Source organism: Bradyrhizobium sp. CCGUVB1N3, assembly GCF_024199925.1.
In the GTDB taxonomy this organism is placed as follows: domain Bacteria; phylum Pseudomonadota; class Alphaproteobacteria; order Rhizobiales; family Xanthobacteraceae; genus Bradyrhizobium.
On the sequence record NZ_JANADR010000001.1, the window covers coordinates 6055455 to 6068270 of the forward strand.

Here is a 12816-nt window from a genome sequence, read left to right on the forward strand (position 1 = left end):
CTGCCAATTTGCCGCGGCCACAAGCCGACCACGCTGGTCTGCTTCTTGCTTTTCCTACCGCTGGAATTCCAGCACTTTCTCATTTTCAATTTGCCGACCTGACGGATTTTCAATGCGTTGCCTGGTCGTCGCCGACCTGCATTACTCGCTGCCGCAGCTCGACTGGCTCGTCGGCGCCGCGCCGCAATTCGACCTGGTGATCTTCGCCGGCGACGCGCTGGACATTTCATCGATGGTGGATTTTCGCGCGCAGATCGTGGTGGTGAAAAAATACCTGGCGATGCTGGCGCGCCGGACGCGCGTCATCCTGTGCTCGGGCAATCATGACCTCGATGAGCGCAGCGCCGAGGGCGAGAAAATCTCGCGCTGGATCGCTGACGTCCGCGGGCTCGGGATTGCCTGCGACGGCGACGACCTGAGGATCGCCGATACGCTGTTCACGGTCTGCCCGTGGTGGGACGGCCCGGTGGTCAAGGCGCGCATCGCCGAGCAGCTGCGCGAGGCCGCCGCAAGACGGCCACAGCGCTGGGTCTGGGTTCATCACGCGCCGCCGGCGAATTCGCCGACGAGCTGGGGCGGCAAGCGCTTCTTCGGCGACGTCGATCTCGTGCAATGGATCGCGCAGTACCAGCCGGCGATGGTGATCTCGGGCCATGTGCACCAATCGCCCTTCATCACCGACGGCTCGTGGTACGACCGGCTCGGCACCACCTGGGTGTTCAATGCCGGCCTCCAGCACGGCCGGCCGCCGACCCACATCGTGCTGGATCTCGACGCAGCCAAAGCGTTCTGGCTCGCGGCGGGCGAAGCGCAATGGATCGATCTCGATGCACCCCTACGGCGGCCCGCGGCGGCGGTCGCCGAGGCGCCAGACTGGCTCACATCCTTGGATCGGATTGCCGATCCGAGCCTGGCGAAACCTCCTGCGGCGGCAGGTTGATCATGCTTTGCAAGACGTCTCCGACCATCGCCAGATGGTTGCCTTGGCCGGCATATTGCCGCTTGAGATCGGCAAGATAGGTATTGGCGACATTGAGCCGCTGCGCCAGCAAGCGCGCGAGCAGAAGCGCGACCTCCGGCTTCTGAATGAGGAACGAGGCGGCATCGTCGAACTCGTAGATGACGGAATCGACGCTGGCGCGCACCGTCGCGGTATGCGGCTGTTGGAGCAGCACCGACATCTCGCCGAACACGGCGCCTGGATCAGTAATGGTCGCAACCACGGTGCCGCCCTTGATCACCTCGAGCTTGCCTTCCATCAGCACGTAGAGGTGCCCGGAGGCGCCGCCCTCGGTCAGGATCAGCGTACCCGCCGGGGCCTGCCGCTGCGTTCCGCCAGTGCAATAGTCCAGGACTGCGCGCATATCGATATCCCCGTCGGCCCGAGACTAGGCACCGGCGCGACCGGCGTCGAAGGGATAAAAGCAGCGACGCTGCTCAACTTTTCGGCATCGGCCACCATGCCGCATCGCATCACAGGCTCGGCGCGGGCTCCAGCGGCAAGGACTGCAACCCACCGAAGCGGCGTTCCCGGCGCTGGAAGGAGGCGAGCGCCTCGGCGAGATCGCCGGCATCGAATTCGGGCCACATCCGCTCGGTGAAGTGCAGCTCGGCATAGGCGCCCTCCCACAACAGGAAGTCCGACAGCCGCTTCTCACCGGAGGTGCGGATGATGAGATCGACGTCGCGCAAGGACGCCTCGCCGGTGACGAGCTGCGAGAAGGCCTCGCGGGTGAGACTCGTCAGCGCGGCGGCCTTGGCGGCGGCGTTGAGGATGGCGTCGCGCGCCGAATAGTCGACGGCGATGCGCAGATGCAGCGCGTTGCCATGGGCGGTCGCGCGCTCGGCGCCGGCAATCGCCGCGGCAATGCCCTCGGGCAGGCGATCGCGGCGGCCGATCACGGAGAGCCGCACGCCGTTCTTGACCAGGCTCTGCACCTCGTTGGCAAGATAGAAGCGGAGCAGCGTCATCAGCGCTGCGACCTCGGCCTTGGGCCGGCGCCAATTGTCGGTCGAGAACGCATAGAGCGTCAGCGTGCCGATGCCCCGCCTGGGTGCGGTTTCGACGATGCGCCTGATCGCCTCGACGCCGGCCTCGTGGCCGCGGATGCGTGACAGGCCGCGCCGTGTCGCCCACCTTCCATTGCCGTCCATGATGATGCCGACGTGAAGCTTGTCGTTTGCCTGCGTGACGTCGCTTTGCATCGCAAAGTCTCCGGTCAAAAAAGGGGGATCAGGTCGAGATGATGCCGAGGCGGCCGAGCGGCGGCGCCTCGCGGCCGGCGGCCTTGGCGGCATCGCGCACCAGGCGTTCGAGCACGGTGAGATAGTCGAGGAAGCGGCGGCGACCGGCCTTGGTCAACCGGCAGGTGGTGTGGGGACGGTTGCCTTCGTAGCCCTTGGTGACGTCGACGAGGCCCGCCTCCTGCAACACGGCGAGATGCCGGCTGAGATTGCCGTCGGTCAGGCCACAAAGCTGCTTGAGATCGGCGAAGGCGAGTCCCTTCGGATGCGCCATCAGCGAGGTCAAAAGGCCGAGTCTCGCCTTCTCGTGGATGACGCGGTCGAGCCCTTCATAGGAGAAGGGCGCACTTTCAGTCTTCGACATCATGGTCTCCGGACGCAACATAGAGAATGACGGCCATCGCCGACTGCCCGATCACGAAGGGCAGACCCATGGTCCAGGGCGAGAGCGTGTGGGTCTGGCTCGCCAGCACGACGACCGCGAAGCCCGACACGAAATACCAGGCGCCCGCAAGCGCCACGCCGCGGGGCAGCGAGCGGACGGAGGCGAAAATGCCGAGCGACACCAGGATCTGCCAGAGGCCCGGCAGCAGCCAGAGCGTCTCGGCCGAGAACTTCCACAACACCACCGCGAGCAGCACGCCTGCGACACCGGCCGGCAAAAACTGCTCGACCGCCTGGTAGATCATGGCATCGGCAAGGCCGGAGTGATGGCGGCGCGAGCGCGCGCGCATCTCGATCCAGATCGTGGCGCCGGAGAGCGCCGCCGCAAGACCCCAGCCGAGGAAGAACGCGAGCGGATCAGCGGTCGGGTTGTCGATGAAGAGATATTGCAGGATGGCGGTGATCAGCGCCAGCGCGCCTGTTGCGGCCATCGTCGCGGGGCCATAGCCGCGAAAGGCGGTGCCGGCTGCGATCTGGCTCCGGATCGCCACGATATCCGCCAGCGCCTTGTCGAGATCGGGCATCTGCAACGTCGAGCCTCGCTCCACCCTCACCCCCCATTCGGGGTGTCGTTTACTTTGTAATGCAAAGTATACCGTACTGCAAAGTAAAAGCAAGGGCGCCGTCGTCCGACCGGGCGACGGCCGGCTCCGGACAACTGCCGGTTGCGCATCGGCGGATCGGACAGATAAGATGCGGCACAAGAAGCGTTCCGGGGGCTTTGCAATGTTGAAGTGGGCCGTTGCGTGCGTGCTGCACGTTGTTCTGGTCGGGTTTGCCAATGCCGCGGGGCCGTTCGGCTCCGTCAATATCGGCAATTGGGTCGGCGGCGCGTTCAGCAATGATGAGTCCGGCGCGTTCTCGCATTGCGCAGCGACGGCGCCCTATGCCAACGGCGTCATTCTGGTCGTTGCCCAGAATGCAGCGGGCTCATGGCTGCTGAGCTTCGCCAGTCCCGGCTACAAATTCAACAAGGGCGAAAACGCCGCGATCGACGTGATCTTCGACGGCCAGGAGCAAGCGCGTGTGTTTGCCACAGCCAATCGATCCGACATGCTCACCGCGATCATGCCACCGAATGTCGTGCGGTCGTTTCAGAAGGCGAGCCTGATGGTCGCGACGGCCGGCCACACCGTCCTGCAATTCCAGTTGACATCGAGCGGGCCCGTGATCGCGGCGCTGGCCAATTGCGTCACCAAGGTCAAGGCCGACGGGCTCAGCAAGGCCGGCGATTTCACCAAGGTCGCGGCGAAGCCGGCGACGGCCGAGAAGCCGGCGGCACCGCCCGCCGGCAAGCCTGGCAAGACCGCGAGCTTCAGCGGCACGGGCTTCGTCGCAAGCGCCAACGGGCACATCGTGACCAACCACCATGTCATCGAGGGCTGCGTCGGGGACATCAAGGGCAACCTCACCGGCGAAGCGACGATGGTGCTGCGCGTGGTGTCGCGTGATGCAGTCAACGATCTGGCGCTGCTCCAGGCGCCGGCGACGGCAACGTTCAAGGACTTTGCCAAGATCCGCGATCGTTCAATCCGCTCCGGCGATTCCGTCGTGGCGATCGGCTTTCCCTATCATGGCCTTTTGACTTCCGACTTCACGGTCACGACGGGCATCGTGAGCTCGCTCAGCGGCATCCTCAACGACACCCGTCACCTCCAGATCAGCGCGGCCGTCCAGCCGGGCAACAGCGGCGGCCCGCTGTTCGATACGTCCGGCCAGCTGGTCGGCGTCGTCGTGGCGAAGCTCGATGCAAGGACGCTGATGAAGGCGACGGGAACGATCCCCGAGAACATCAACTTCGCGATCAAGACCGGCGCGGTGCGCGACTTCCTCGACAATTCCGTGGTGCCCTACCAGACCGCCGAGCCGAAAGGCGAGCTCAAGACCACCGACATCGCCGGCAACGCCCGCGCCTATACGATGCTGATCTCGTGCACGGGGACAGAGCAGGCCGACGCGAAGCGGTAGCAGTTAGGTATTCGGGGCGATCCCATCCACTCAGCGGCCGCAGGGCGGGCAAAGCGACTTGTCCGCCGTAGCTCGAAGAGCGAAGGCGGAAGCGTGCCACCTCTTTGGTCGGCAACCTCGGAGAGACGGTGGGCACGGCGCTTCGCGCCTTTGCCCACCCTACGGCAGCCCATCCGGGGCTCTAGCTATGACAGCAACCCGCCTTCGCCGCATCGGGCGCGTACTGGTCGCGCAGCCGCACCCAGTCCATCGGATAGGGCAGACCTTCCTCGTGACGGCCGAGCGGGGTGAGGTCGAGGTACTGATAGGCCGCGTTCATCATGTCGAGACCGCGGGCAAAGCAGGAGTAGGTGTGGAAGACGGTGCCGGCCTCGTCGCGGAAGAACACGCTGATGCCGGGCAGCTCGGGGCCGTAGAACGGCGTGGTGCCGAAATTGTACTTCGGCTCGCCGTTGGCGATCTCGTCACGCGTGAACGTCACGCCAAAGTCATGGTTGAAGTCATTGCCGCCCGAGGAGACCCAATCGAACGTCCAGCCCATGCGTTTCTTGAACGCCTCGAGCTTGGCGACCGGCGCGAGCGAGATCGCGACCATGGTGGTGTCGCGCGCGGCAAGATGCGGCACCATGCGCTCGAAACCGTCGACCCAGAACGAGCAGCTCTTGCAGGCCGCCTCCCAGTCGGGCGCGAACATCACGTGCTGTACGACGAGCTGCGGACGTCCCCTGAACAGGTCAGCGAACGCAACCTTCCCGGCCGGTCCGTCGAACACATAGGTCTTGTCGAGCTTGACCCAGGGTAGCTGGCGGCGCTCCTCCGCGAGACGCTCGCGCGCCTGGCTGAACTCCTTCTCATGTGCCAGATGGGCCTTGCGCGCCGCGATCCACTCTTGGCGGGAAACGATCCGATGTTGCTGCATGACGGGCTCCGTTGATCAGGCGACGAAAGCGTCGAGCTTGTCGAAGAACGAGCTCCAGCCGCGCTGATGGTTGTCGCGTGCGGTTTCGTCGAAGAACTGGGCATGATGGAAGATCATCAGCGTGCCGCCGTTGTCGGGCTTGAACGAGATGGTGACGAGCGACTCCCGTTCCGGCGTCGAGTGCCAGGCCCAGGAGAACACCAGCCGCTCGTTCGGCACGACCTCGCGGTAGATCCCGCCGGCCTCGAAATATTCGCCGTCGTCGCGGACGAAGCTGATCCGGTAGCGGCCGCCGGTGCGGACGTCGAGGTCGGCCTGCACCGTCGCGGGCTTCATGTTCGGCGGGCCGAACCACTGCGCTAGCTGCTCGGCCTGCGTCCACGCGGCGTAGACCCTTTCCGGCTTCGCGCGGAGCCGGCGCGTGAGGGTGAGGCTTGGACGTTCGCCGGCGCGGGTTGCGGCTGCTTGGTCGACGGCCATGGGTCTTCCTCCACAAAAGCTGCAAGGCGATCGAAATTGTCGGACCAGAAGCGCGCGTAGCGATTGAGCCAGTTCATCGCCTGCTCCATCGGCTGCGCGGTGAGCCGGCAGGCGACCGTCCGCCCGGTCTTCTCCCGCACGATCAGGCCTGCATCCGACAACACCTCGAGATGCTTCATGATCGCGGGCAGCGAGATCGAAAACGGCGCGGCCAGCTCGCTCACCGACAGGCCGTCCTCCTCGACGAGCCGCGCCAGCAGCGCGCGCCGCGTCGGATCGGACAGCGCCGCAAAGGTTCGGTCCAGCGTCTCGACCTGATACTTAAACATATGGTTTAGTATAGGCGGAAGCGCGAGGACGTCAAGCAGGACCGCGCGCATAATCCTCCGCACGAGTGCGTGATCACGCGCAGGCCTGGAACCCGTTCCGGCCCGCACATGAAAAAGCCCCGCCTCGCGGCGGGGCTTCGTCGGCGTCGTGATGCGCCAGCCGAGGTTGCTACTCGACCTTCAGGCCGGCGAACTCGACGACCTTCTTCCACTTATCGGTCTCCGCCTTGATCATGTCGCCGAACGCGTCCGGCGTCTGTACGAGCGGCTCGCCGCCGAGCTCGACCAGGCGCTTGGTCATGTCGGGCTCCTTCATGATCGTGTTGATCTCGCCGTTGAGCTTGGCGATGATCTCCTTCGGCGTGTTCTTCGGCGCGCCCATGCCGAACAGCGCGCTCGCCTCGTAATTCGGAACGGTTTCCGCGATCGCCTGCACGTCGGGCAGTTGCGAGGAGCGGTCGGCCGTGGTGACGCCAAGCGCGCGAAGCGAACCGGAGCGGATGTGCTGGATGATCGAGGGCATGTTGTCGAAGATCACCTGCACCTGGCCGCCCAGCATGTCGGTGATCGCTGGCGCGGCGCCGCGATAGGGCACGTGCTGCATCTTGCAGCCGGTCATCGCCATGAACATCTCGCCCGACAGATGCACCGAGGTGCCGTTGCCCGAAGAGGCCATGTTCACCTTGCCGGGGTTGGCCTTCACATATTCGATGAACTCGGCGACGTTCTTCGCCGGCACGTCCTTGTTCACGGTCATCACGTTCGGCACGCGCTGGAACGAAGCAACCGGCGCGATGTCGCGCACGAAGTTGAACTTGAGATTGGCGTAGAGCGAGGCGTTGATGTAGTTGGCCGGGTTGACCAGCAGCAGCGTATAGCCGTCAGGCTCGGCATTGACGACCGACTCGGTGCCGATGTTGTTGCCGGCGCCGGGCTTGTTCTCGATCACGAATTGCTGGCCGAACTTTTCCGACAGCCGCTGGCCGATCAATCGCGCCAGGATATCGGTGGCGCCTCCCGGCGGATAGCCGACGACCCATTTCACCGGCCGCGCCGGATAATCCGCCGCAAAGGCCCTTGAGAGCGGCGTGGTTGCAAGCGGACCGGCGGCGAGCAGGCCGAGCGCAGTGCGGCGTGTGATCATCTGAAGTCTTCTCCCGGTTTGTTGTTCTTGAAGGCAGCGCGTTGTAACAAGGCGCGCCAGCAACGAGAAGTGCGCTACCTGCATTGCGACGAAAGGATAAGGCATGTCCGTCAAGGTCCAGGCCCTCGATCACCTCGTCATCAACGTCGCAGATGTCGCAGCTACCGCCGAGTGGTACCGCAGAATCCTCGGCATGGAAGTGAGGGTGTTCGACCCGGGCGGCGGCAAAGCGCCGCGGACCTCGCTGGTGTTCGGGCAGCAGAAGATCAACGTCCGGCCGCGCGACGCCCACAAGGTGGAGTGGTTCACCGCGGACCATGTCACCGCCGGCAGCGAGGATCTGTGCTTCCTTACCGCGTCCACGCCCGACGAGGTGGTGTCGCATCTGACGGCGAATGGCGTCGCGATCGAGGAAGGCCCGGTGGCCAAGCAGGGTGCCCGAGGCACCTTGCGCTCGGTCTATTGCCGCGATCCGGACGGCAGCCTGATCGAGATTTCGTCGTATGAGGATTGAGGTGGGCTGGCGTTCATGAGGCAGGTCGTCATTCCGGGGCGGTGCGTCAGTGGGTAACCGGTGGCACGCTGCCGTAGGGTGGACAAAGCGAAGCGTGCCCACCCTCTTTCCACGAATCTGGACCTAAGTGGTGGGCACGGCGCTACGCGCCTTTGCCCACCCTACGGCAGCGGAGAATGTTTCGTCAGAACGATCCCAGCGCCACCGGGCGAAAGGCCTGCACGAGCTGCTGGTCCAGCTTGCCGCCCATGCCTTCCAGCATCGCGAAGGCGCGGGAGTGGGTGAAGGGCAAGCGGTAGGCGCGCTTCTCGACCAGCGCGGCGTAGATGTCGACGATGGTCGTCAGGCGGACGATGTCGCTAATCTGGTTCGATGAGAGCTTGTTCGGATAGCCACTGCCGTCGAGGAACTCGTGGTGGTGCAGCACCACATCGAGCATTTCCGGCGGGAAGCCACCCTGCGCCGCGAGCGCCTCGTAACCGCGGCGCGGATGCTGGCGGACCTCGTCCATCTCCTCGTCGGTGAGCTTGCCGGGCTTATCCAGCAGCTGTGACGGCACGAAGGCCTTGCCGACGTCGTGCAGCAAAGCCGCGCGGGTCAGGCGGCGCTGGTCGTCCTCGCGCATGCCGAGATGCTGCGCGAAGGCGACCGCAAAGCCGGTGACGAACAGGCAGTGCCGGTAGCTGCCGACATGGTGGCAGCCGACGGTGGTCAGCCACTCGCGCAGCGAGGAATGCTTGATGGCCTTGAGGATCTTGCTCTCGGCCGCGACGACGTCGTCGAAGGTCAGGGGCACGCCGAGCGGCAGCTTCTCGAACATTTTCGCCAGCACGCCATGCGCCGCCTCGACGCCGCGGTTCAGCGTCTTGCCGCGATCGCTGGAGTCGTAAGTGGTGGTGTCCGGAAACGCGGCGCGGATGCGCTGCAAGATGGCCTCGGGCTGCAGCGGCCGCGAGATCGTGTCGGTGGCGCCCAGCGCCCAGGCCTGCATGGTGCCGTGGTGGAGCGCATCCGCCAGCACGAACAGCCGCGGCATCGAACGATAGGCGTCGCCGCGCAGCTTGTTGCGCACCCGCTGCACGCTCTCGGACGAGCGCAAATTGATGTCGACGACGATGCCGGAGAGATCGCGCGCCGGCTGCTCGGGGATTTCCTGGGTCGAGACCGTTGCGACCTCGCCGACCGACTGCAGGATGTGGGCGAGCTCGCTGCTCTGGTCGCTGCGGTCGGAGGCCAGCAGGAGCCTGCGTTTGGCGGCGGGTTTGGCTGAGGCGGTCATGGCTTCCCCAAAAGCAACTGAAACAGGCAACCGAAAAGAGCACTGCGCTCGACTGCACCACCCTAGCGACATCAGGTTCTCCGGCCCTTAATGCGCGTGCTGAACGGGAACCTGCGGGGTTTGCTCAAATTTGAGGGATTTTGCCGGGGTGCTGTCGGGGCCGATCCAAAATATCGAAAACAACCCCATGCAAAGTAGCGTGGCAGCTGCCGAGACCATTTGCCAGGTCGGCCAAGGAGACCGCGCGCGATGGCCCGCCCCACTCCCCGCCGTCATCACCCGCGAAAGCGGGTGATCCAGTATTCCAGAGGCAGTGCGAGGATACGGAGTGGCCGTGGCGTACTGGATGCCCCTTCGGTTCGCGGGGCATGACGCGGAGTGTTGGCAAGACGGAGCGCAAAAAAATCCGCCGGAGGTTGCCCTCCGGCGGATCGTCTCAATTGCAGCCGGTGGCCTGCCTTACGCCTTCATGTTCGCCTTCACGGCTTCGGCCGTGATCGGCAGGCTGCGGACGCGGGCGCCCGAGGCGTTGAAGATGGCGTTGCCGATGGCCGGGGCGACTACCGTCACCGCGGGCTCGCCGACGCCGGTCGCCTTCTCGCCGTTGGCGATCACGGCAACCGCGACCTCCGGCATCTGGCTCATGCGCAAGGGCGTGTAGCTGTCGAAGTTGGTCTGCTCGATGCCACCGTCCTTCAGCGTCGCCTTCTCGTACATCGCAAGCGACAGGCCCCACAGCGCCGCACCCTCGACCTGGGCGCGGATGTTGTCGGGATGCACCTGCGTGCCGACGTCGGTCGCGACCGTGAGCTTCTTCACGGTCACCTCGCCCGAGGGCGCGACGGCGACGTGCGCGACGCACGCCGTCCAGCTTGCGGTGGCGCGTTCCTGCGACGACACGCAGGCCACACCCATGCCCTCGCCTTTCGGCAGCTTCTTGGTGCCGTAGCCGGCAAGGCCCATCGCGGCGAGCAGCGTGTTGCGCAGCCGCTGCGCGCCGCCGTCGTTCTTGCCCGCGCCGTCGAGCAGCGAGATGCGGAGCTGGGCGGGATCCTTGCCCGTCGCAGCCGCGATCTCGTCGATCATGCTTTCGACGGCCCAGAAGGTCCAACCCGGCGCCACCGAGCGGAGCTGACCGGACGGGGTGGCGTTGTGCGCCATCTCGTTCTTGATCGCCCGCACATAGTGGTTGGGCACGGTGTAGAAGAAGTCCGACCCGTTCACGGTGAAGGAGTCAAGCGGACCCTTCTTGTCGACCGAGGGCGACAGGAAATCGGGGATTCCCCAACGCTGGGTCGGCCAGGCCGAGACCACGTCGTGGCTGAGCGCGACGAGCTTGCCGTCGCCGTCCATGCCAGCCTTTACTTTTTGATAGGTGAGCGGACGCGAGAAATCCATCGTCATGTCGTTCTCGCGTGAGTAGATCACCTTGACCGGCTTGCCGACTGCCTTGGCCGCCTGCACCGCCGGCACCATCATGTCGGCATCGAGCCTGCGGCCGAAGCCACCGCCGAGCCACATCTGGTGCATGACCACGAACTTCGGATCGATCCCGGCGGCACCGGCGGCGATCGCGCCGGAGCGCGTCGCGAACTGGTTGCCGGAATAGATATGCAGGATGTCGCCCTTGAACTCCGCAGTGGCGTTCATCGGCTCCATCGGCGCGTGGATGTTGATGCTGGTGGTGTACTCCGCCTCCAGCACCTTGGCCGCCGAGCCGAACGCCGCAGAGGGATCACCGTCCTTGACGAAGAACTGGCCGGAATCGTCGAGGCCCTGGAGCCGCTTCGCCTCGTCCAGCAACGACTGGCTCGACAGCTTTGCGTTCGGACCGCCGTCATAGGCGATCTTCAGCGCGTCCGCCGCCTTGCGGGCCTGCGCGTAGGTGTTGGCCACCGCGACGACCCAGCCCGAGGTGGTCTGCGTCTTGTCGTCGACGATCACGGCCTTGATGAAGCCCGGCACCTTCTTGGCGTCGCTGTCGTCGACCGATTTCACCGTGGCGCCGAAGCGCACCGGCGGGGTGACGACGTTGCCGTAGGCCATGCCCGGCAGCATGACGTCGATGCCATACTTGGCCGTGCCGTTGGTCTTGGAGGGGATGTCGAGCTGCGGCACCGAGACACCGACCATGGTGTACTGATCCGGCGTCTTCAGCTTGATGGCCTTGAGGTCGTCGGCCGTAAAGGTCTTGGTCGCCTTGCCGCTCTTGACGATCTCGGCAAAGCTCATCTGCTTCTTCGACTTCGGATGCGCGATCACGGAATCACGCACCACGAGCTCGCCTGCCGGCACGCCCATCGCGGTTGCGGCGGCGTCCGCCAGCGCCATACGGCCGGCGGCGCCGGCGCGGCTCATGGCGTCGAAGTTCATCATGGTCGACCAGCTGCCGCCGGTGATCTGCGCACCCAGCACGGGGTCGTTGAACTTCGGATCGTTGGAGGCGAGCTGCACGCGCATATCGCTCCACTTCGCGCCCAGCTCCTCGCAGACGATCTGCGCCATGGTGGAGGCGATGTGCTGGCCCATGTCGGCCTTGCCGCAGGTCACGGTGACGAGACCTTCCGGCGAGATCGCGTACCAGACGCTGGGCTCGAAGTTCGAGGGTGCGGCAAGCGCATCGCTGATGCCGGGCACGCCGGCATAACCGAGCACGAGGCCGGTGGCCGCGGTACCGACCAGGAACGAGCGACGGCTGAGATCAACCGTCTCGGGGGTGACGTTCTTCACGTGCTGATTCATGTGGGCCTCCGCTCGTTGCCGGCGGCGGATGCGGTGCGCATCTCGGTTGCGGCCCGCATGATTGCCTTCTGGATCCGCGAATAGGTCATGCAACGGCAGAGATTGCCGTCCATATGCGCCACGACCTCTTCCTTGGTCGGATTGGCATTCTTCGCCAGCAGCGACGCGGCCTGCATGATCTGCCCGGACTGGCAGTAGCCGCATTGCGGCACCTGCTCGGCGACCCACGCCTTCTGCAAGGGGTGATCGCCCTTGGTGGAGAGGCCTTCGATGGTGGTGATCTTCTTGCCGGCGACGTCGCCGACCATGGTCTGGCACGAGCGGACAGCTTCGCCGTTGACGTGCACGGTGCAGGCGCCGCACAGACCGGCACCACAGCCGAATTTCGTGCCGGTCATCTGCAATTGCTCGCGGATCGCCCAAAGGAGCGGCGTATCGTTCGCCGCATCCACGGACATACTCCGCCCGTTGATGGTGAGAGTAGGCATGGTTTTCTTCCCCTGCCGGTGCATGAAGCCGCTTACGGCGGCAACTTGTATGGCCGACACCCACCGGGCTGGCATCGGCCTTGCGCGCAAGAATGATCGCGTTCGTTTGCGGAGGCAAATGCAATTTGGAATTGATCGAAACAAACGTGATGCACGCATCGCCCTTGTGCATTGCGACAAGGCCGTTGGTGCAAACCGGCTGACGGAATAAGCGGCAGGCTTCGCGCGATGCATGCATGCCATCACGGCATGCCTTGAATGATCT

Annotated in this window: 13 protein-coding genes and 1 pseudogene; 3 read left to right on the forward strand and 11 right to left on the reverse strand. The window is 65.0% G+C overall.

Features of this window, described 5'->3' with window-relative positions:
* The first annotated feature begins 112 nt into the window (after window positions 1-112).
* Entirely contained in the window at window positions 113-940 is an 828-nt protein-coding gene (locus tag NLM33_RS28870) for a metallophosphoesterase (protein WP_254101166.1), read from the forward strand.
* Here NLM33_RS28870 and NLM33_RS28875 read toward each other — a convergent pair.
* From NLM33_RS28875 to NLM33_RS28890, 4 genes are all read right to left on the reverse strand, one after another.
* Entirely contained in the window at window positions 879-1364 is a 486-nt protein-coding gene (locus tag NLM33_RS28875) for a cyclic nucleotide-binding domain-containing protein (RefSeq protein ID WP_254101168.1), read from the reverse strand. The genes NLM33_RS28870 and NLM33_RS28875 overlap by 62 nt on opposite strands.
* Window positions 1365-1473: 109 nt before the next feature.
* Window positions 1474-2205, reverse strand: coding sequence for a di-trans,poly-cis-decaprenylcistransferase (locus tag NLM33_RS28880; RefSeq protein ID WP_254101170.1), 732 nt, complete (start codon window positions 2203-2205; stop codon window positions 1474-1476).
* 28 nt (window positions 2206-2233) lie between these two features.
* Window positions 2234-2608 (reverse strand): transcriptional regulator, encoded by a 375-nt coding sequence (locus tag NLM33_RS28885; protein ID WP_254101172.1) that lies wholly within the window; start codon window positions 2606-2608, stop codon window positions 2234-2236.
* Complete coding sequence (locus NLM33_RS28890) at window positions 2595-3212, reverse strand: hypothetical protein (RefSeq protein ID WP_254101174.1); 618 nt, start codon at window positions 3210-3212, stop codon at window positions 2595-2597. Before NLM33_RS28890 ends, NLM33_RS28885 begins: the two co-directional genes overlap by 14 nt.
* A 202-nt stretch (window positions 3213-3414) precedes the next feature.
* Here NLM33_RS28890 and NLM33_RS28895 point away from each other — a divergent pair, with 202 nt between their 5' ends.
* Window positions 3415-4656, forward strand: coding sequence for a S1C family serine protease (locus NLM33_RS28895; protein WP_254101176.1), 1242 nt, complete (start codon window positions 3415-3417; stop codon window positions 4654-4656).
* Between the two features lie 181 nt (window positions 4657-4837).
* On the opposite strand, the gene NLM33_RS28900 is transcribed toward NLM33_RS28895, so the two are convergent.
* The 4 genes and pseudogenes from NLM33_RS28900 to NLM33_RS28915 form a co-directional block, all read right to left on the reverse strand.
* Window positions 4838-5575, reverse strand: coding sequence for a DUF899 domain-containing protein (locus NLM33_RS28900; protein ID WP_254101178.1), 738 nt, complete (start codon window positions 5573-5575; stop codon window positions 4838-4840).
* Window positions 5576-5590: 15 nt separating this feature from the next.
* Window positions 5591-5923, reverse strand: a pseudogene (locus NLM33_RS28905) (SRPBCC domain-containing protein); the annotation flags it as partial.
* Window positions 5924-5934: 11 nt separating this feature from the next.
* Window positions 5935-6384 carry a helix-turn-helix transcriptional regulator gene (locus NLM33_RS28910; protein ID WP_254101180.1) on the reverse strand — a complete coding sequence of 150 codons (450 nt, stop codon included), beginning with the start codon at window positions 6382-6384 and terminating at the stop codon, window positions 5935-5937.
* A gap of 169 nt (window positions 6385-6553) precedes the next feature.
* On the reverse strand, window positions 6554-7528 hold the full coding sequence (locus NLM33_RS28915; protein WP_254101182.1) for a tripartite tricarboxylate transporter substrate binding protein: 975 nt from the start codon (window positions 7526-7528) through the stop codon (window positions 6554-6556).
* A gap of 103 nt (window positions 7529-7631) precedes the next feature.
* On the opposite strand from NLM33_RS28915, the gene NLM33_RS28920 reads away from it, so the two are divergent.
* Window positions 7632-8042 (forward strand): VOC family protein, encoded by a 411-nt coding sequence (locus tag NLM33_RS28920; RefSeq protein WP_254101184.1) that lies wholly within the window; start codon window positions 7632-7634, stop codon window positions 8040-8042.
* A gap of 184 nt (window positions 8043-8226) precedes the next feature.
* Here the strand turns inward: NLM33_RS28920 and NLM33_RS28925 are convergent, their stop codons facing one another.
* The 3 genes from NLM33_RS28925 to NLM33_RS28935 all read right to left on the reverse strand — a co-directional run bounded on the left by NLM33_RS28925 (window position 8227) and on the right by NLM33_RS28935 (window position 12551).
* Window positions 8227-9321, reverse strand: coding sequence for an HD-GYP domain-containing protein (locus NLM33_RS28925; RefSeq protein WP_254101186.1), 1095 nt, complete (start codon window positions 9319-9321; stop codon window positions 8227-8229).
* 459 nt (window positions 9322-9780) lie between these two features.
* The gene (locus NLM33_RS28930) at window positions 9781-12063 is read right to left on the reverse strand and encodes a xanthine dehydrogenase family protein molybdopterin-binding subunit (RefSeq protein ID WP_254101188.1); all 2283 of its coding nucleotides are present in this window, start codon (window positions 12061-12063) and stop codon (window positions 9781-9783) included.
* Window positions 12060-12551 carry a (2Fe-2S)-binding protein gene (locus NLM33_RS28935; RefSeq protein WP_254101190.1) on the reverse strand — a complete coding sequence of 164 codons (492 nt, stop codon included), beginning with the start codon at window positions 12549-12551 and terminating at the stop codon, window positions 12060-12062. Before NLM33_RS28935 ends, NLM33_RS28930 begins: the two co-directional genes overlap by 4 nt.
* Window positions 12552-12816 lie beyond the last annotated feature (265 nt).

Bases quoted from the DNA above. Each gene is read 5' to 3' on its own strand.
- NLM33_RS28870 (WP_254101166.1), top strand. From the start codon at position 113: ATGCGTTGCCTGGTCGTCGCCGACCTGCATTACTCGCTGCCGCAGCTC.
- NLM33_RS28875 (WP_254101168.1), bottom strand. From the start codon at position 1,364: ATGCGCGCAGTCCTGGACTATTGCACTGGCGGAACGCAGCGGCAGGCC.
- NLM33_RS28880 (WP_254101170.1), bottom strand. From the start codon at position 2,205: ATGCAAAGCGACGTCACGCAGGCAAACGACAAGCTTCACGTCGGCATC.
- NLM33_RS28885 (WP_254101172.1), bottom strand. From the start codon at position 2,608: ATGTCGAAGACTGAAAGTGCGCCCTTCTCCTATGAAGGGCTCGACCGC.
- NLM33_RS28890 (WP_254101174.1), bottom strand. From the start codon at position 3,212: ATGCCCGATCTCGACAAGGCGCTGGCGGATATCGTGGCGATCCGGAGC.
- NLM33_RS28895 (WP_254101176.1), top strand. From the start codon at position 3,415: ATGTTGAAGTGGGCCGTTGCGTGCGTGCTGCACGTTGTTCTGGTCGGG.
- NLM33_RS28900 (WP_254101178.1), bottom strand. From the start codon at position 5,575: ATGCAGCAACATCGGATCGTTTCCCGCCAAGAGTGGATCGCGGCGCGC.
- NLM33_RS28910 (WP_254101180.1), bottom strand. From the start codon at position 6,384: ATGTTTAAGTATCAGGTCGAGACGCTGGACCGAACCTTTGCGGCGCTG.
- NLM33_RS28915 (WP_254101182.1), bottom strand. From the start codon at position 7,528: ATGATCACACGCCGCACTGCGCTCGGCCTGCTCGCCGCCGGTCCGCTT.
- NLM33_RS28920 (WP_254101184.1), top strand. From the start codon at position 7,632: ATGTCCGTCAAGGTCCAGGCCCTCGATCACCTCGTCATCAACGTCGCA.
- NLM33_RS28925 (WP_254101186.1), bottom strand. From the start codon at position 9,321: ATGACCGCCTCAGCCAAACCCGCCGCCAAACGCAGGCTCCTGCTGGCC.
- NLM33_RS28930 (WP_254101188.1), bottom strand. From the start codon at position 12,063: ATGAATCAGCACGTGAAGAACGTCACCCCCGAGACGGTTGATCTCAGC.
- NLM33_RS28935 (WP_254101190.1), bottom strand. From the start codon at position 12,551: ATGCCTACTCTCACCATCAACGGGCGGAGTATGTCCGTGGATGCGGCG.